This is a genomic window from Streptomyces sp. NPDC005566, from assembly GCF_040605575.1.
Classification (GTDB): Bacteria; Actinomycetota; Actinomycetes; order Streptomycetales; family Streptomycetaceae; genus Streptomyces.
Genome location: NZ_JBEXDB010000001.1, coordinates 20657 through 37968, shown reverse-complemented (window position 1 = coordinate 37968; position 17312 = coordinate 20657). Strand labels below are relative to the sequence as shown.

The window sequence follows — 17312 nt, the reverse complement described above, 5'->3', positions numbered from 1 at the left end:
CCGCGTACGGGGAGGGGCCCGCACCGTTGTGGTGCGGGCCCCTTGCCAGGTGTACGGCCCTGTCGTACGGCCGGTACCGTCGTGCGCTCAGGCGCGGTAGATCGACTCGACCTCGTCGGCGAAGTCCTTCGCCACGACGTTGCGCTTCAGCTTCAGCGACGGCGTGATGTGGCCCGCCTCCTCCGTGAACTGCTGGGCCAGGATGCGGAACTTGCGCACCGACTCCGCCTTCGACACCGCCGCGTTGCCGTCGTCGATCGCTCGCTGCACCTCGGCCAGGAGATCGGCGTCCTCGCGCAGCGACACCGCCGTGGAACCGGCCGGCCTGCCGTTCTCCTCGGCCCAGCGGGAGAGGAACTCCTCGTCGAGAGTGACCAGGGCGCCGATGAACGGCCGTCCGTCGCCGACCACCATGCACTCGGCCACCAGGGCGTGTGCACGGATCCGGTCCTCGATCACCGCCGGGGCGACGTTCTTGCCGCCCGCCGTGACGATGATCTCCTTCTTGCGGCCGGTGATCGCGAGATAGCCGTCCTCGTCGAGCGTGCCGATGTCGCCCGTGTGGAACCAGCCGTCGGCCAGTGCCTCGGCCGTCGCCGCGTCGTTCTTCCAGTACCCCGTGAACAGCTGTTCGCCGTGCAGGAGCACCTCGCCGTCGTCGGCGATGCGCACGACCGAGCCGGGCAGCGGCTGGCCGACCGTACCGATCTTCTGCCGGTCCCACGGGTTGAAGGCCGTGGCCGCGCAGGTCTCGGTGAGGCCGTAACCCTCCAGCACCGTGAAGCCGATGCCACGGAAGAAGTGGCCGAGCCGCTCCCCGAGCGGCGCGCCGCCCGAGATCGCGTACTCACCGCGACCGCCGAGCACGGCCCGCAGCTTGCTGAACACCAGCTTGTCGAAGACCTTGTGCTTGACCTTCAGGCCCACCGACGGGCCCTGCGGCGTGCCCAGCGCGCGGCTGTAAGCGATCGCCGTGTCGGCCGCCCGGTCGAAGATCTTGCCCTTGCCGTCGGCCTGCGCCTTGGCGCGCGCCGAGTTGTAGACCTTCTCGAAGACCCGTGGCACACCGAGGATCAGCGTCGGACGGAACGAGGCCAGCTCGTCGGTGAGGTTCTTGATGTCCGGCACACAGCCGAGCTTGATCGGGGCCATCACCGAGGCGACCTCGACCAGCCGGCCGAAGACGTGCGCGGCGGGAAGGAAGAGGAGGACGGAGCACTCACCCGTACGGAAGAGGGGCTTCAGCCGCTCCACGACGTTGCCGCACTCCGCGAAGAAGCTGCGGTGCGTCAGCACGCAGCCCTTGGGGCGGCCGGTGGTGCCCGAGGTGTAGACGATGGTGGCCGGGTCGTCGGCCTTGGCGCTCACCATGCGCAGATCGAGGGTCTCGTCGGAGACGACGGCGCCCGAGGCGGTCAGCTCGCCGACCGCGCCCCGGTCGATCTGCCACACGTGCCCCAGCCCGGGGAGCGCGTCGCGCACCGAGGCGACGGACTCGGCATGGGCGTCGCTCTCCACGATGACCGCGACCGCACCGGAGTCGCCGAGTATCCACTGGACCTGCTCGGCGGAGCTGGTCTCGTAGACCGGCACGGTGACCGCGCCCGCGCTCCAGATGGCGAAGTCCAGCAGGACCCACTCGAAGCGGGTGCGGGACATGAGGGCGACCCGGTCGCCGGGCTCGATGCCCGCCGCGATCAGGCCCTTGGCGGCGTCCCTGACCTCAGCCAGGAACTGGGTGGCCGTGACGTCCGTCCAGACGCCGGCCACCTTGCGGCTCATCACCGCGACATCGGGATGCTGAGCGGCATTGCGGCGGATGAGATCCGTCAGGTTGCCGTCCGTTGGGACCTCGTACAGGGCCGGAAGGCTGAACTCGCGCAAGACTGCTGCTCCTCATCGGGCTCCGGTTCCACGGCTCTGTGTGACGCACCGGATCGGTCCAAGACTGGCAGATGCTCAGTGGGGTGAGCACGACTGGACTGGCGGGACGTTACCCATCAGTACTCGGTTCCGGATAGGGGGTTCCGGCCAGATGTCTTATGCATCACACATACAAGTGGTCCTCGGGTGCACATTAGTCCACCCCTGTCACGACCCGGAAGTAACCGCAGGTCCGGTGGGCTCTACCCAGCGCGGGTGCGGAGAACCTAGGGTGATCTCCATGCGAGCCAGCGGACCGGACGGTCGAGACGCAACCGGCACCCGCGGAACGCGTGTGCACGTGGTCAGTGACGTGCACGGCAACACGGAGGCGCTGGCACGCGCCGGGGACGGCGCGGACGCCCTGATCTGCCTCGGTGACCTGGTCCTCTTCCTCGACTACGCGGACCACTCGCGCGGCATCTTCCCGGACCTGTTCGGGAAGGACAACGCGGACCGCATCGTCGAGCTGCGCACCGCACGCCGCTTCGAGGAGGCGCGTGATTTCGGCCGCGCCCTGTGGGCGGGCAGGGACCGCAACGCCGCGATCCTGGGAGCCGTGCGCAAGCAGTACGCCGAGATGTTCGCCGTGCTGCCCACCCCGACATACGCCACCTACGGCAACGTCGACGTGCCCGCTCTGTGGCCCGAGTTCGCCGGCCCCGGCACCACGGTCCTGGACGGCGAGCGCGTGGAGATCGGCGGCCGGGTCTTCGGGTTCGTCGGAGGCGGTCTCAGAACCCCGATGAACACCCCGTACGAGATCAGTGACGAGGAGTACGCAGCCAAGGTCGAAGGGCTCGGACCGGTGGACGTCCTGTGCTCGCACATCCCGCCCGATGTGCCCGAGCTGACGTACGACACGGTGGCCCGCCGCTTCGAGCGCGGCAGCCGCGCGCTCCTGGACGCCATTCACCGCACCCGCCCGAGGTACGCGATTTTCGGCCACGTTCACCAGCCGTTGGTACGACGGATGCGGATCGGCGTCACCGAGTGCGTCAACGTCGGCCACTTCGCGTCGACCGGGCGGCCCTGGGCCCTGGAGTGGTGAGGGCCGCGGGTCCGGGCCTGCGGCCGGGGCGTGGCCGGGGCCGCGTCGGGTACGCGATAGCCTGCACACGGCAGGCCTCTGCCGAACGCGACCGGTACACCGCACTGGAGGGCCACGGCGATGGCTGAACACACCAGCTCGAGCATCACGATCGAGGCGGCACCGGCCGACGTCATGGGAGTGATCTCCGACTTCGCCCGCTATCCGGAATGGACCGGCGAGGTGAAGGAGGCCGAGATCCTGGCCACCGACGACCTGGGCCGCGCCGAGCAGGTCCGGCTGGTGCTGGACGCCGGAGCGATCAAGGACGACCACGTCCTCGCCTACACCTGGAACGGCGCGAACGAGGTCAGCTGGACCCTCGTGAAGTCCCAGATGCTGCGCGCCCTCGACGGCAGCTACGCGCTGGCCCCGGTCGGCGGCGACCGCACCGAGGTCACCTACCGGCTGGCCGTCGACGTCAAGATCCCGCTGCTGGGCATGATCAAGCGCAAGGCCGAGAAGGTCATCATCGACCGTGCCCTGGCCGGACTGAAGAAGCGCGTCGAGTCCGTCCCGAAGGCCTGATCACGTGCGTACGGTCCTCGTCACCGGCCCCGGCGGCGCAGGCCGTACCACCGTCGCCGCGGCGACCGCACTGGCTGCGGCCCGCAGCGGCCGGCGCACCCTCCTGATCTCCGCGGACGCCGTACCCGGCTTCCCGGCCGGCACCGGACCCACCGAGGTCACCGACGGGCTCCACCACGCCCGCATCGACTCCGGCGAACACTTCCGCAGCGAACTCGTCGCCCTCCAGGACCGGGCGTCCGGAGCGCTCGACCTGCTCGGCGCGGGCCGGCTGGACGGTGAGGAACTCACCGAGCTGCCCGGCAGCGCCCAGCTCGCCCTCCTGCACACCCTGCGCCGCGCGGCCGAGGGCGACTGGTCGAAGGACGGCTACGACGTGCTCGTCGTCGACCTCCCCCCGCTGGCCGACGCCCTCGCCCTGCTCGCCCTGCCCGGGCAGCTGCGCCGCTACCTGCGCCGCCTCCTGCCCCAGGAACGCCAGGCAGCCCGTGCACTGCGCCCTATGCTCGCCCAGCTCGCCGGTGTCCCCATGCCGGCGCAGTGGCTGTACGAGGCCGCCGCCCGCAAGGACGCCGAGCTCGCCGCGGTCGAGGCACTGATCGAGGACAGCTCCACCACCGTGCGGCTGGTCGCCGAACCGGGGCCGGCCGCCGAGGACACCCTTGGCGCCGCCCGTACCGGACTGGCCCTGCACGGGCTGCGCGTCGACACGCTGGTGGCCAACCGCGTCCTGCCCCGGCACTCGTCCGACCCCTGGTTCGCCGGTCTCGCCGCCCAGCAGGAGAAGAGCCTGGACCGCTGGCACCAGGTATGGGCCCCCGGGACCCCGCTGACCGAGGTGGCCCACCTCGGACGTGACCCGCAGGGCCTCGACGACCTCGCCCTCCTGGGTGAGGCCTGCGCACCCGACGAACGGACACCGGGCCGTGCCGGGGACCCCTCGTGGACGGAGGACTCCCGGAGCGAGGGGGGCGACGGCGTCCTCGTCTGGTGCCTGCCCCTGCCCGGAGCCGTCAAGGAGGAACTGCGGCTCGTCCGGCGCGGTGACGAACTGCTCCTCACCGTGGGTGCGTTCCACCGGATCGTGCGCCTGGAGTCCGCGCTGCGCCGCTGCACCGTCTCAGGGGCCGCGCTGACCGAAGGGGTCCTGCGTGTCCGGTTCACGCCGGACCCCACGCTCTGGCCGAGGACACGATGAACGGCGTACCACCGTTCGGGTAACGTCGGTAGTACGTGGCCCGTGGGGCCACCACAGGCAACCGCGTCGCAGGAGTCCGCCATGAGTGAAGCCACCGATCGTCCCGTCGACGACGACGCGTGGGCCGAGGCCTGCGCCGAGGACCTCGAGGCGGAGAAGGCCCGTCGGCGGGCCCAGTACGGGCCGCAGCCCGGATCCGCCGCGGAAGAGCTGCGCAAGCTGATCGACGCGGTGGCCGACAAGGTCACCTCCCTCCAGTCGCCGCTGCTCGGCATGGCCGCCCAGGGCACCGTCCAGCAGGTGATCCGGCAGGCCAAGTCCGCGGTCGAGCCGGTCATCGAGCGCAATCCGGACCTCTTCGACCATCTCGCCGCCGCCGGCAACGAACTTCTCGCCGCCTACCGTTCCGCGGTCGAGGGCCAGGAAGGCCGCTGGACCCGCGGCACCGAGGGCGCCGGAGGCTCGACGGGTAGTACGACAAGTACCCCGGGCCCGGCGAAAAAGGCCGCCGACGACCCTTCGGACCCGCGTGACGAGGGTCCCGGCGGCAGTGAACACATCGACCTGGACTGACCGTGGGCAGGAAATACCCGTCCCCGGCTCGGGTACGGTTGGCCGTAGCGGGGCTCGACCGAAACTGAGGGATTCATGGGACTCACCATCGGCGTCGATATCGGCGGCACGAAGATCGCGGCTGGAGTGGTCGACGAAGAGGGCCGGATCCTCTCGATGTTCAAGGTATCGACCCCGCCGACGGCCGAAGGCATCGTCGACGCCATCTGCTCGGCCGTGGCCGGGGCGAGCGAGGGGCACCAAGTCGAGGCGGTCGGCATCGGCGCAGCCGGGTATGTCGACGACAAGCGCGCCACCGTGCTGTTCGCTCCGAACATCAACTGGCGCCACGAGCCGCTCAAGGACAAGGTCGAGCAGCGCGTCGGCCTGCCGGTCGTCGTCGAGAACGACGCCAATGCGGCGGCCTGGGGCGAATACCGCTTCGGTGCCGGCCAGGGGCACGACGACGTCATCTGCATCACGCTCGGCACCGGCCTCGGCGGCGGCATCATCATCGGCAACAAGCTGCGCCGCGGACGCTTCGGCGTGGCGGCGGAATTCGGTCATATCCGGGTTGTCCCGGACGGCCTGCTCTGCGGCTGCGGAAGCCAGGGCTGCTGGGAGCAGTACGCATCCGGGCGGGCACTCGTCCGGTACGCGAAGCAGCGCGCCAACGCCACCCCGGAGAACGCCGCGATACTGCTGTCGCTCGGCGACGGCACGGTCGACGGCATCGAGGGCAAGCACATCAGCGAGGCCGCCCGGCAGGGCGACCTGGTGGCCGTCGACTCGTTCCGTGAGCTGGCCCGCTGGGCCGGAGCCGGACTCGCCGACCTCGCGTCGCTCTTCGACCCGTCGGCGTTCATCGTCGGCGGCGGCGTCTCGGACGAGGGCGAACTGGTCCTCGACCCGATCCGCAAGTCGTTCCGGCGCTGGCTGATCGGCGGCGAGTGGCGTCCGCACGCCCAGGTCCTCGCGGCCCAACTGGGCGGCAAGGCAGGCCTGGTGGGTGCGGCCGACCTGGCTCGCCAGGGCTGAGCCCGTCAGCACGACGACGACGGACGCCCGTCGCGCCCCGCGGGGCGCGACGGGCGTCCGTCGTATCGTGCTTCGCATGGTCACGACGCCGATGCCGCTGCCCGACTCCCGTACCGAGCCGGACGGTTCGGCCGTCATCAGGGTGCTCAGCTACAACGTCCGCTCGCTGCGCGACGACACCGAGGCGCTGGCCCGCGTCATCCGCGCCTGCGCACCCGACCTGGTGTGCGTCCAGGAGGCCCCGCGCTTCTTCCGCTGGCGCAAGGCGGCGGCCCGGCTCGCCGCCATGACCGACCTGGTGATCCTCGGCGGCGGCGCCCCCGCGGCAGGACCGCTGCTGCTGTGCTCCCTGCGCGCCACGGTGGAACGCACCGAGGACGTCCTGCTGCCGCTCACCCCCGGACTTCACCGGCGGGGCCTGGCCACGGCGGTGGTACGGATCGCGGGGGCCAGGCTGGGGGTCGTGAGCTGCCATCTCAGCCTGCAGCGCGAGGAACGCCACGCCCAGGCGGAGCTCCTGCTCGCACAGCTCGACGCGATGGACGTCCCCCACGCCGTCGTGGCGGGAGACCTCAACGACGTACCGGAAGGGCGGGCGTTCCGGCGGCTCGCCGGCCGGCTCCAGGACTGCCGGTCCGTACGCCCCTGGGGTGGCGAGTACACCTTCCCGCCCCACGCACCGGGCAAGCGCATCGACGCGGTCTTCGCGACCGACGGCATCGAGGTGCTCGGATGCGGCGTCCCGGCGGGTCTGCCCGGAGTCACCGAAGCGGACCTTCGGGCGGCCACGGACCATCTGCCCGTACTGGCCGCCCTCGGAGTGCCCGCGGCGGGCTGAAGGCCCGTCGGGGTCAGACGACCGCGCCGCGCCCCGGGTCGTTGTCCTCGTCCTCGTCGTGGGGCATCCGGGCCACCAGGGTGGCGAAGCCCCCCAGGAAGCCGCCGATGCAGAGCGTGGTGAGCCACCACGTCATGTCCCACTGCAGCAGTACCGCGACCAGCATCAGCACCGGGCCGCCGACGACCGCGAGCCAGGCGAACTTCGCCGTCACATCGGCCTCGGGCAGCGGCGGCGGCTCCGGAGGGACGAAATGCCCCTCCTCGCTGTCGTCCGGATCATCGACGTCGCCGTCCTGGGGTTCCACCACGTCGTAGTCGCGCGGACCCGCCACCCCGGGAGCGAAGACCACCGAACTTCCGAGCGGCTTCTTCTCCGGCGGCTTGCCGGGCGCCTTCTTGCCCGCACCCTTGTCCGCGTCGTCACCCGCGCCCGTGTCCGTACCGGGCAGGGTGTTGAGCTGGTCGTCCTCCAGCAGGGCGAGGTCATCGATCGACTTGAACGGTTTGGCGCCCGGCGGGTCCGGCGGCTCCTCGCCGTATCCGGCGACGATCGCCTCCCAGGCCGCGGCCTCGTCCAGCGGCCGGACGTCCTCCGTGCTCTCGGGGACGGCCGCCCCCTCCGTGGGACGCGGTTCGCGCTCCTCGTCACTGCCTGCTCGCTCCGCGTCATGCTCAGCCACCGGACGTGCTCCCCTTTCTACCGACGCTGGGTGCGAGGCGGCCGATGAACCGGTAGCTCTCATCGAAGATCCGCTCCGCATCGTGGTCCAACGTCGCCACGTGGTAGCTCTGTTCCAGCAGGATCTCCTCGACATCCCTCGACGACACCCGGCTGAGGATCCGGGCCGAGTCCGCCGGAGGTACGACATGGTCCTGCGGGCTGTGCAGCAGCACCATCGGCTGCGTGACCTGCGGCAGTTCGGCGTCGACCAGCCGGAAGAACTTCCGGACCGAATGCGCGGCGTGCAGCGGCACCCGGTCGTAACCGACCTCCTCGGAACCCTCCAGCGCGATATCGCTGGTCAGCCCCTTCGTCGTCCGCACCAGGTGCCGGGCGACCGGCAGGGCGTACGCGGACAGCCCGTGCACCTTGTTCGCCGGGTTCACCAGGACCAGGCCCCGGATCGAGTCGCCGTGCTTCGCCGCGAGGCGCAGCGACAGAGCGCCCCCCATGGAGAGCCCGAAGACGAAGACCTGCTCGCACCGGGCCAGGAGGACGCGCAGCTCCCGGTCCACCTCCGCGTACCAGTCCTGCCAGCCCGTGACCGCCATGTCCTCCCAGCGCGTGCCGTGTCCGGGCAGCAGCGGGAGGGACACGGTCAGGCCGCGCTCCGCCAGGTAGTCGGCCCAGGGGCGCAACGACTGAGGCGATCCGGTGAATCCGTGACAGAGAAGGACGCCGACCTCTCCGCCCTCGTGGCGGAACGGCTCGGCTCCAGGAAGGACCGGCACCGGGGTCTCCTGTTCATGAGCGGGACGGGGGCGTGCGAGGGGAGTGCAAAAGGATTACTTCACCGTACGCGACCGGACCGACACCGACCAGGGCCGTCGCTGTCCCAGACGTCGTCCCCGGCCGTCGTTTTCCCGCCGCCGGCCGCCCCGGGGCGCCTCCCGCGGCGGTGAGCACCGTCACAGGCCGGGCGGAAGTGGCCGAGGCCTCACAGGCTAAGGTCGGACGGACAGCACAACAGGAGGCATCCGAGTTGATCTACGGCGCAATGAAGTTCTCCATCGGCGGGTCTCTGAAGCTCGCCTTCAGGCCGTGGGTGGAGGGCCTGGAGAACATCCCCGCACAGGGGCCGGCGATCCTCGCGAGCAACCATCTGTCGTTCTCCGACTCGTTCTTCCTGCCGGCCGTCCTCGACCGCAAGGTGACGTTCATCGCCAAGGCCGAGTACTTCACCGCCCCCGGAGTGAAGGGCAGGCTCACCGCCGCCTTCTTCAAGGGTGTGGGCCAGCTCCCGGTGGACCGTTCCGGCGGCCGCGGCGCAGGTGAGGCGGCCATAAAGGCGGGCATCCAGGTCATCGAGAGCGGCGGACTCTTCGGTATCTACCCGGAGGGCACCCGGTCACCCGACGGACGGCTCTACCGCGGCAAGCCCGGCGGTCTCGCCCGGGTGGCCCTCGCCACCGGCGCACCCGTCATCCCCGTCGCGATGATCGACACGGAGAAGATCCAGCCGCCCGGCCAGGTGGTGCCCAAGCTGATGCGGCCCGGCATCAGGATCGGCGAGCCGCTCGACTTCAGCCGCTACCAGGGCATGGACGGCGACCGCTTCATCCTGCGCTCGGTGACCGACGAGGTCATGTACGAGATCATGAAGCTCTCCGGCCAGGAGTACGTGGACATCTACGCGACCGCGGCCAAGCGTCAGATCGCCGAAGAAGCGAAGAAGAAGGGGACGGAACGGTCCGGCGCGTAACAGCGTCGTTCACCGTCCGGGGGCAGGAAACGGGGGAGGGGACATGGCCAGGATCGAGCGGGTCGTACGGATGTCGGTCGAGCAGCCGCTGTGGCGTGCGCTGACCGCGTACCGCGTACTGACCCTGATCTACGCGGTGCTGCTCGCGGGCTTCCGCGACAAGACGTACGACCGGCCCTGGGTGGCCATCGCCTTTCTCGCGGTCATGAGCATCTGGACGCTGGCCACACTCCCCAGGGTGGCGGGCGCCGCGAGCTGCACCAAACGCTTCCTCGGCATCGACCTCGCCATCGCCCTGACGGGGATCCTGCTCACCCCGCTCGCCGACTTCAGTGCCCAGCACGTCGACGGCCCGACCCTCCCCTCGATCTGGACCGCGGGCTCCGTCCTCGCCTTCGCGCTCAAGGGCGGCTGGCGCTGGGCGGCCTTCGCCTCCACGCTCGTCGCCGTCGCCAACATCGTCGAGCGCGGCGAGCCCAGCCGGGACACCTTCCACAACGTCCTGCTGGTCTGGGTCGCGTCGATAGCGATCGGCTACGTCGTCGAGGTGGCCCGCGCCAGTGAGCGCACCCTGGCCCGTGCCCTGGAGATCGAGGCCGCCACCCGTGAACGCGAGCGCCTCGCCCGCGACATCCACGACAGCGTGCTGCAGGTCCTCGCGATGGTGCAGCGCCGTGGTTCGGCGCTCGGCGGCGAGGCCGCCGAGCTGGGCAGGATGGCGGGCGAGCAGGAGGTCGCCCTGCGCACCCTGGTCTCCAGCGGCCTGGTGCCCACCACCCGGGTCTCCGAGGACACCGCCGAGGGCGCGGTGGTCCGCACCGTGGACGTGGACATCGACGACGAGGAGTCCGGGCCGTCCGAATGCGACCTGCGCACCCTCCTCGCCCGGCACGCGGGCTCCCGGGTCAGCTTCGCGGAACCCGGCGCCCCGGTGCTGCTCGCGCCCGCCGCCGCGCGTGAACTCGCCGCCGCGGTGAGCGCCGCGCTGGACAACGTGCGGGTCCACGCCGGGCAGGGCGCACAGGCCTGGATCCTGGTCGAGGACGAGCCGGGCGAGGTGATCGTCACGGTCCGGGACGACGGGCCCGGCATCCCGGAGGGCAGGCTCGACCAGGCGGAGGGTGAAGGGCGGCTCGGCGTCGCCCTGTCGATCCGCGGGCGGCTGCGCGAGCTGGGCGGCACAGCAGAGCTGATCTCGGTACCCAAACAGGGCACCGAGGTCGAGTTGAAGGTTCCGAAGGTTTCACGGGGGAAGGCAGGATCGGCCCGATGAGTACACCGAACACCCAGGCATCCGAGGAGCGGACCATCAAGGTGATGGTCGTCGACGACCATCCGATGTGGCGCGACGCCGTGGCCCGTGACCTGGCCGAGTCCGGCTTCGACGTGGTGGCGACCGCGGGTGACGGCCCGCAGGCCGTGCGCCGCGCCAAGGCGGCCGGCCCCGACGTCCTCGTCCTGGACCTCAACCTGCCCGGCATGCCGGGCGTCCAGGTCTGCAAGGAGCTCGTCGGCTCCCACCCCGGGCTGCGCGTCCTGGTGCTCTCCGCCAGCGGTGAGCACGCCGACGTCCTGGAGGCCGTGAAGTCGGGCGCCACCGGTTATCTGCTCAAATCGGCCAGCACCCAGGAGCTGACCGACGCCGTGCGCGCAACGGCGGCCGGCGACCCGGTCTTCACCCCCGGTCTCGCCGGACTGGTCCTCGGCGAGTACCGCAGGCTCGCCTCCGACCCCGCCCCGGCCGCCTCCGACGAACCGAAGGCCCCGCAGCTCACCGACCGCGAGACCGAGGTGCTGCGGCTCGTGGCCAAGGGACTCTCGTACAAGCAGATCGCCGAACGCCTGGTCATCTCGCACCGCACCGTGCAGAACCACGTGCAGAACACCCTGGGCAAACTCCAGCTGCACAACCGGGTGGAGCTCGTGCGGTACGCCATCGAGACCGGCCTCGACGACGCCTGACGGGAACAAACACCCCCCGCTGCAAGGGAATTGACCGTCCGACCCATCCCGGAGTGAGCTGGATCACCATTAGCGTGACCCGTAGAGAGCTCACTTCGGCGAAGGGATGCTTCCATGCGGGTCGGAGTACTGACCGGGGGCGGCGACTGCCCCGGACTCAACGCGGTCATCCGCGCCATCGTCCGCAAGGGCGTGCAGGAGTACGGCTACGACTTCACCGGCTTCCGGGACGGCTGGCGCGGACCACTACAGGGCGAGACAGTGCCGCTCTCCATCCCGGCGGTGCGCGGCATCCTGCCGCGCGGCGGCACGATCCTCGGCTCCTCCCGTACCAATCCGTTCGACGCCGAGTACGCCGGGCAGGGCGTCCGCCGGATCAGGGAGAACCTCGCCAAGTACGAGGTCGACTCCCTCATCACGATCGGCGGCGAGGACACCCTCGGCGTCGCGGCGACCCTGTCCGACGAGTACGGCATCAAGTGCGTCGGCGTTCCCAAGACCATCGACAACGACCTCTCCGCCACCGACTACACCTTCGGCTTCGACACGGCCGTCGGCATCGCGACCGAGGCGATCGACCGGCTCCACACCACGGCCGAATCCCATATGCGCGTCCTCGTCGTCGAGGTGATGGGCCGGCACGCGGGCTGGATCGCCCTCCACTCCGGTCTGGCCGGCGGCGCCAACGTCATCCTCATCCCGGAACAGCGCTTCGACATCGACCAGGTCTGCGACTGGGTGACCTCCCGCTTCGGGGCGAGCTACGCGCCGATCGTGGTGGTCGCCGAGGGTGCGGCTCCCGCGCACGGCGAGATGGTCCTCAAGGACGGGTCGCACGACTCCTTCGGGCACGTCCGGCTCTCCGGGGTCGGTGAATGGCTGGCCAAGGAGATCGAGAGGCGTACGGGCAAGGAGGCCAGGACCACGGTCCTGGGGCATGTCCAGCGCGGCGGCACACCCAGTGCCTTCGACCGCTGGCTCGCCACGCGTTTCGGGCTGCACGCCATCGAAGCCGTGCACGACGGCGACTTCGGCATCATGGTGGCGCTGCAGGGCACGAACATCGCACGCGTCCCGATCAGGGAGGCGACAGCCCGCCTCAAGACCGTCGATCCCGCCCTGTACGCGGAGGCCGGGGTCTTCTTCGGCTGACCGGCGCACCGGGGGTGCGGGCCGTATATTCGCGACGACAGGCCCCACCCCCAACCCGGGAGACGTCGTGGAAATCCTGGCATTCGGTGTGCAGTCCGACGAGAAGCCACTGATCGAGCAGGCCTTCGCCGGACTGCACGACGTCCGCTGCCTGGACGTCTTCCTGACCAAGGACACCGCACCCATCGCGGCCGGCTACGAGATCATCTCCACCAGCGTCAACGCCGACCTCGGCGGCCCCGTCCTGCAGACCCTGGCGGCGGGCGGCACGCAGATGATCGCCCAGCGCTCCACCGGCTTCAACAACATCGACCTCGACGTCGCCGAACGCCTCGCACTGCGCGTCGCCAGGGTCTCGTACTACTCGCCCCACTCGGTCGCCGAATTCGCCTGGACCCTCGCCATGGCGGTCAACCGCAACATCGTCCGCGCGGTGAGCCGCACCCGTGACTTCGACTTCCGGCTCGACGGGCTCCTCGGGCGGGACATGCACGGCCGCACGGCCGGTGTGGTCGGCACGGGCAAGATCGGTGAGGCGTTCACCCGGATCGCCCACGGCTTCGGGATGAATCTGCTGGGCTGGGACGTCGCGGAGAACCCCGCCTGCACCGCGCTCGGCATGACCTACGTCGACAGGGAGCAGCTCTTCGCCGAGGCCGACCTGATCAGCCTCCACGTACCGCTGCTGCCCGCCACCCACCACCTCATCGGCAAGGACAGCCTGTCCGCGATGAAGGACGACGCGATCCTGGTCAACTCCAGCCGCGGCGGGCTCATCGACACCGAGGCGCTCGTCGCCGAACTGCGGGCCGGCCGCTTCACCGGAGTCGGACTCGACGTGTATGAGGCGGAGGCGGGGCTGTTCTACCTCGACAAGTCCCTGGAGGGCGTCGACGACGACACCCTGGCCCGGCTCGTCACCTTCCCGAACGTCATCGTGACCTCGCACCAGGCGTACTACACGCGCGACGCGGTGGGGCAGATCATCGAAGCCACCGTGCAGAACGTCACCGACTACCTGGCGGGCCGCCGCAGCGCCAACGTCCTCGTCCCGGCCGCTCCGTAGGGCCCCGGCCGCCCGGGGCCCCACGGATCCTCAGCCGGCCACCGGCAGTGCCGCCAGCAGCCCGGTGACGATCGCGGCCCCCCGCAGCGTCAGCACCGACTCCGGGTGGAACTGGACCGAGGCGAAGCCCTTGCCCCGCAGCGCGTGCAGCTCCCCGGAGCCCGCGTCCCGGCTCACCTCGATGCCGTGCGCCCCCAGTTCGGTGGCGGCGGCCTCGTCGCAGCGTGCCGTGAAGCTGTTGTAGAGACCGACGGTCTCGGGCCGGCCGAACAGTTCGATGCGGGTCTGCGCACCCTGGTAGGGCACCGTCTTCCGTACGATCTCCAGGCCCAGCTCCGCCGCGATCAGCTCATGGCCCAGGCATACGCCCAGCAGCCCGTGGCGGTGTTCCGCGACCAGCTCGGCGGTCAGCCCGCGCAGCAGACGCATCTTCGGATCCGAGGCGTCCCCGGGGTCGCCGGGCCCCGGGCCCAGGACAACGGGTCCCTCATGCGCCCGTACCGTCTCGCGCAGGGCGGGCTCGTCGTACCTGTGCACCGACACCGTGAGGCCCGAGGAGCGCAGGAGATGCGCCAGCATCGCGGTGAACGTGTCCTCGCCGTCCACCACCAGCGCGTGCCCGGACAGTTCCCGGGTGCGCTCCTGCATGCGCAGCCAGAAGGGGGCGAGACCGCCGCGCCGGTCGTCCAGGGCCGCCTGCACCCGCGGATCGGAGGCCAGCTGCGGGCGGCCCGCCTCCGCCTCGGGCCGGCCGGGCCGGACGCCCAGCGCCGCGAGGACACCTGCCGCCTTCGCATGCGTCTCGGCGACCTCGCCCGCCGGGTCGGAGTGGCGCACCAGCGTCGCCCCGACCGGTACCCGCAGCCGGCCGCCGGCCGAGATGTCCGCGGTACGGATCAGGATGGGGGAGTCCAGCGTCTGCGTCCCGCCGGGCTCCCGGCGCAGCAGGGCCAGTGCGCCCGCGTAGTAGCCGCGGCCACCGGGCTCGTACCGCTCGATCACCCGGCAGGCGTTCTGCACCGGGGAACCGGTGACCGTCGCCGCGAACATCGTCTCCTTGAGGACCTCGCGCACATCCAGCGAGGAGCGCCCGCGCAGTTCGTACTCGGTGTGCGCGAGGTGGGCCATCTCCTTGAGCCGGGGGCCGATCACCACACCGCCCATGTCGCCGACGGTGCACATCATCTTGAGCTCCTCGTCGACCACCATGGAGAGCTCCTCGGTCTCCTTGCGGTCGCCGAGGAAGGCCAGCAGGCTCTCGGCGCTCGGCCCCTCGGCGGGGTAGCGGTAGGTCCCGCTGATCGGGTTCATCACGACGGTCCCGCCGGACATCCGCACGTGCACCTCGGGACTGGCGCCGACCAGCGTCCTGTCCCCGGTGTGCACGACGAACGTCCAGTACGCGCCCCGCTCACCGGCCAGCAGCCGCCGGAACAGCGCCAGCGCGTCGGCCCGGCCGAAGCCCGGGATCTCGCCCTCGAAGGTCCGCCGGATCACGAAGTTCGCGCCCTCGCCCTGCCCGATCTCGTCCTCGATGACCCGCCGGACGATGTCCGCGTACTCCCCGTCGGGGACGTCGAAGGCACCGTCCTCGACCCGTACGCCATGGGCGGGCAGCCGCGCCAGCACCTCGTCCAGCGGCAGCTCCCAGGACTCCTGGGCGACCAGCACGGCCAGCGGGGTGCCGTCGTCGCGTACGTCGAAGCCGCGCTCGGCGATCTGCCGGAACGGCACCATGGCCAGGGCAGGCTGCTCGCCCACGGGGAGATCGGCGAGCCTGTCCACCTCGTGGACCCCGCCGATCAGGACCTCGACGGTGTCGTGGTCCCGGCCGGGTGTACGCCTGCGCAGCAGCGCGAAGGGAGGGCAGTCGTCCCGGAGCAGTCTGCGAACCAGGTCGGTGACACGGTCGGGCATGGGAGTTCCTTCCGGATGGAGGAACGGCTCCCGGCTCCGAAACGCAGAGAAGGCCGCCCCTCGGGCGGCCTTCGCGAAGTCTGTACGCGCGATGAGTCAGCGGGCCGCCGGATGAGCGGTCCACCACCAGTTCTGAATCGTCTGCGCGAACATGTCCCGAACCCTAGCGGATCCACAGGACAAACGAGCGTGTGTCTCAATTGTTGAGCGCATGGCCGGACGCGCTCCGCGACCCCGTAATGTTGGGGCTGTGACCGTGAACGCCAATACCTCCGTCGCCGGTGCCCACACCTGGCGTGACCTTCCCGCGGCGCAGCAGCCCGAGTACCCCGATGCCGAGGCTCTGCGCGATGTGCTCGCGGAGCTCGAATCGTATCCGCCGCTCGTCTTCGCGGGCGAGTGCGACCAGCTGCGTGCCCGCCTGGCGGCTGTTGCCAAGGGCGAGGCGTTCCTGCTGCAGGGCGGTGACTGCGCCGAGGCCTTCGACGCGGTGTCGGCCGAGAACATCCGGGCCAAACTGAAGACGCTGCTCCAGATGAGCGCCGTCCTCACCTACGCGGCCTCCGTGCCCGTGGTCAAGATCGGCCGGATCGCGGGCCAGTACTCCAAGCCGCGCTCCAAGTCGACCGAGACCCGCGACGGCGTGACCCTGCCGACCTACCGCGGCGACTCCGTCAACGGCTTCGCCTTCACCGAGGAAGCCCGCATCCCGGACCCCGAGCGGCTGAAGCGGATGTACCACGCATCCGCCTCGACGCTGAACCTGGTCCGCGCCTTCACCACCGGCGGCTACGCCGACCTGCGCCAGGTGCACGCCTGGAACCAGGACTTCGTGAAGTCCTCTCCCTCCGGCCAGCGCTATGAGGCCCTGGCCCGCGAGATCGACAACGCGCTGAACTTCATGAAGGCGTGCGGCACGGACCCGGCCGAGTTCAAGGCGGTCGAGTTCTACGCCTCGCACGAGGCGCTCCTGCTGGACTACGAGTCGGCGCTCACCCGCACCGACTCGCGCACCGGCCGGCTGTACGACACCTCGGGTCACATGGTCTGGGTCGGTGAGCGCACCCGCCAGATGGACGGCGCGCACATCGAGTTCGCCGCGAAGGTCCGCAACCCCATCGGTATCAAGCTCGGCCCGACGACCACCGTCGACGAGGCGCTCGGCTACGTCGACCGTCTCGACCCCGACCGCGAGCCGGGCCGGCTGACCTTCATCGTCCGCATGGGCGCCGACAAGGTCCGGGACAAGCTCCCCGAGCTGGTCGAGAAGGTCACCGCCTCCGGAGCCACGGTGGTGTGGGTGACCGACCCGATGCACGGCAACACCTTCGAGGCCGCGTCCGGACACAAGACGCGCCGCTTCGACGACGTCCTGGACGAGGTCAAGGGCTTCTTCGAGGTCCACAAGGCCCTGGGCACCCACCCGGGCGGCATCCACGTCGAGCTCACCGGTGACGACGTCACCGAGTGCGTGGGCGGCGGCCACGAGATCTTCGTGGACGACCTGCACCAGCGCTACGAGACCGCCTGCGACCCGCGCCTCAACCGCAGCCAGTCCCTCGACCTGGCCTTCCTGGTCGCCGAGATGTACCGCGACCAGTAGGAAGCACCGCTGAGAGCACC

17 protein-coding genes are annotated in these 17312 nt (G+C 70.6%); 12 read left to right on the top strand and 5 right to left on the bottom strand.

Going from position 1 to position 17312, the window contains the following annotated elements:
- Positions 1-87 precede the first annotated feature (87 nt).
- Complete coding sequence (locus ABZS61_RS00195; RefSeq protein WP_356413717.1) at positions 88-1884, bottom strand: AMP-dependent synthetase/ligase; 1797 nt, start codon at positions 1882-1884, stop codon at positions 88-90.
- Between the two features lie 280 nt (positions 1885-2164).
- On the opposite strand from ABZS61_RS00195, the gene ABZS61_RS00190 reads away from it, so the two are divergent.
- The 6 genes from ABZS61_RS00190 to ABZS61_RS00165 all read left to right on the top strand — a co-directional run bounded on the left by ABZS61_RS00190 (position 2165) and on the right by ABZS61_RS00165 (position 7167).
- Positions 2165-2974 (top strand): metallophosphoesterase, encoded by an 810-nt coding sequence (locus ABZS61_RS00190; RefSeq protein WP_356413714.1) that lies wholly within the window; start codon positions 2165-2167, stop codon positions 2972-2974.
- Positions 2975-3094: 120 nt separating this feature from the next.
- Positions 3095-3541 carry an SRPBCC family protein gene (locus ABZS61_RS00185; RefSeq protein WP_329211922.1) on the top strand — a complete coding sequence of 149 codons (447 nt, stop codon included), beginning with the start codon at positions 3095-3097 and terminating at the stop codon, positions 3539-3541.
- A gap of 4 nt (positions 3542-3545) precedes the next feature.
- The gene (locus ABZS61_RS00180; RefSeq protein ID WP_356413710.1) at positions 3546-4739 is read left to right on the top strand and encodes an ArsA-related P-loop ATPase; all 1194 of its coding nucleotides are present in this window, start codon (positions 3546-3548) and stop codon (positions 4737-4739) included.
- 81 nt (positions 4740-4820) lie between these two features.
- Positions 4821-5312, top strand: coding sequence for a DUF5304 domain-containing protein (locus ABZS61_RS00175; protein ID WP_356413707.1), 492 nt, complete (start codon positions 4821-4823; stop codon positions 5310-5312).
- Positions 5313-5387: 75 nt separating this feature from the next.
- The gene (locus ABZS61_RS00170; protein ID WP_356413705.1) at positions 5388-6329 is read left to right on the top strand and encodes an ROK family glucokinase; all 942 of its coding nucleotides are present in this window, start codon (positions 5388-5390) and stop codon (positions 6327-6329) included.
- A 76-nt stretch (positions 6330-6405) separates the two neighbouring features.
- Positions 6406-7167: an endonuclease/exonuclease/phosphatase family protein gene (locus ABZS61_RS00165; RefSeq protein ID WP_356413702.1), complete on the top strand. Its 762-nt coding sequence runs from the start codon at positions 6406-6408 to the stop codon at positions 7165-7167.
- A gap of 13 nt (positions 7168-7180) precedes the next feature.
- Here ABZS61_RS00165 and ABZS61_RS00160 read toward each other — a convergent pair whose 3' ends face one another.
- Together ABZS61_RS00160 and ABZS61_RS00155 are read right to left on the bottom strand one after the other, a co-directional pair.
- Positions 7181-7849: a hypothetical protein gene (locus tag ABZS61_RS00160; protein WP_356413699.1), complete on the bottom strand. Its 669-nt coding sequence runs from the start codon at positions 7847-7849 to the stop codon at positions 7181-7183.
- On the bottom strand, positions 7842-8621 hold the full coding sequence (locus ABZS61_RS00155) for an alpha/beta fold hydrolase (RefSeq protein ID WP_356413696.1): 780 nt from the start codon (positions 8619-8621) through the stop codon (positions 7842-7844). Before ABZS61_RS00155 ends, ABZS61_RS00160 begins: the two co-directional genes overlap by 8 nt.
- Positions 8622-8872: 251 nt before the next feature.
- On the opposite strand from ABZS61_RS00155, the gene ABZS61_RS00150 reads away from it, so the two are divergent.
- The 5 genes from ABZS61_RS00150 (at position 8873) to ABZS61_RS00130 (ending at position 13772) form a co-directional block, all read left to right on the top strand.
- Positions 8873-9592 carry a lysophospholipid acyltransferase family protein gene (locus ABZS61_RS00150; protein WP_356413694.1) on the top strand — a complete coding sequence of 240 codons (720 nt, stop codon included), beginning with the start codon at positions 8873-8875 and terminating at the stop codon, positions 9590-9592.
- 43 nt (positions 9593-9635) lie between these two features.
- Complete coding sequence (locus ABZS61_RS00145) at positions 9636-10865, top strand: DUF5931 domain-containing protein (RefSeq protein ID WP_356413691.1); 1230 nt, start codon at positions 9636-9638, stop codon at positions 10863-10865.
- A complete protein-coding gene (locus tag ABZS61_RS00140; RefSeq protein WP_356413689.1) occupies positions 10862-11554 on the top strand; it encodes a response regulator transcription factor in 693 nt (230 codons plus the stop codon). The genes ABZS61_RS00145 and ABZS61_RS00140 overlap by 4 nt, the downstream gene beginning before the upstream one ends.
- A gap of 114 nt (positions 11555-11668) precedes the next feature.
- Positions 11669-12706 (top strand): 6-phosphofructokinase, encoded by a 1038-nt coding sequence (locus tag ABZS61_RS00135; RefSeq protein WP_356413686.1) that lies wholly within the window; start codon positions 11669-11671, stop codon positions 12704-12706.
- A gap of 67 nt (positions 12707-12773) precedes the next feature.
- Positions 12774-13772: a 2-hydroxyacid dehydrogenase gene (locus ABZS61_RS00130; protein WP_356413683.1), complete on the top strand. Its 999-nt coding sequence runs from the start codon at positions 12774-12776 to the stop codon at positions 13770-13772.
- 30 nt (positions 13773-13802) lie between these two features.
- On the opposite strand, the gene ABZS61_RS00125 is transcribed toward ABZS61_RS00130, so the two are convergent.
- Both ABZS61_RS00125 and ABZS61_RS00120 read right to left on the bottom strand, forming a co-directional pair.
- Positions 13803-15689, bottom strand: a complete 1887-nt coding sequence (locus ABZS61_RS00125; RefSeq protein WP_356413680.1) for an anthranilate synthase family protein — start codon at positions 15687-15689, stop codon at positions 13803-13805.
- Between the two features lie 96 nt (positions 15690-15785).
- Positions 15786-15842 (bottom strand): trp operon leader peptide, encoded by a 57-nt coding sequence (locus tag ABZS61_RS00120; protein WP_079159714.1) that lies wholly within the window; start codon positions 15840-15842, stop codon positions 15786-15788.
- A 103-nt stretch (positions 15843-15945) separates the two neighbouring features.
- On the opposite strand from ABZS61_RS00120, the gene ABZS61_RS00115 reads away from it, so the two are divergent.
- The gene (locus ABZS61_RS00115) at positions 15946-17292 is read left to right on the top strand and encodes a class II 3-deoxy-7-phosphoheptulonate synthase (RefSeq protein WP_356415096.1); all 1347 of its coding nucleotides are present in this window, start codon (positions 15946-15948) and stop codon (positions 17290-17292) included.
- Positions 17293-17312: the final 20 nt, after the last annotated feature.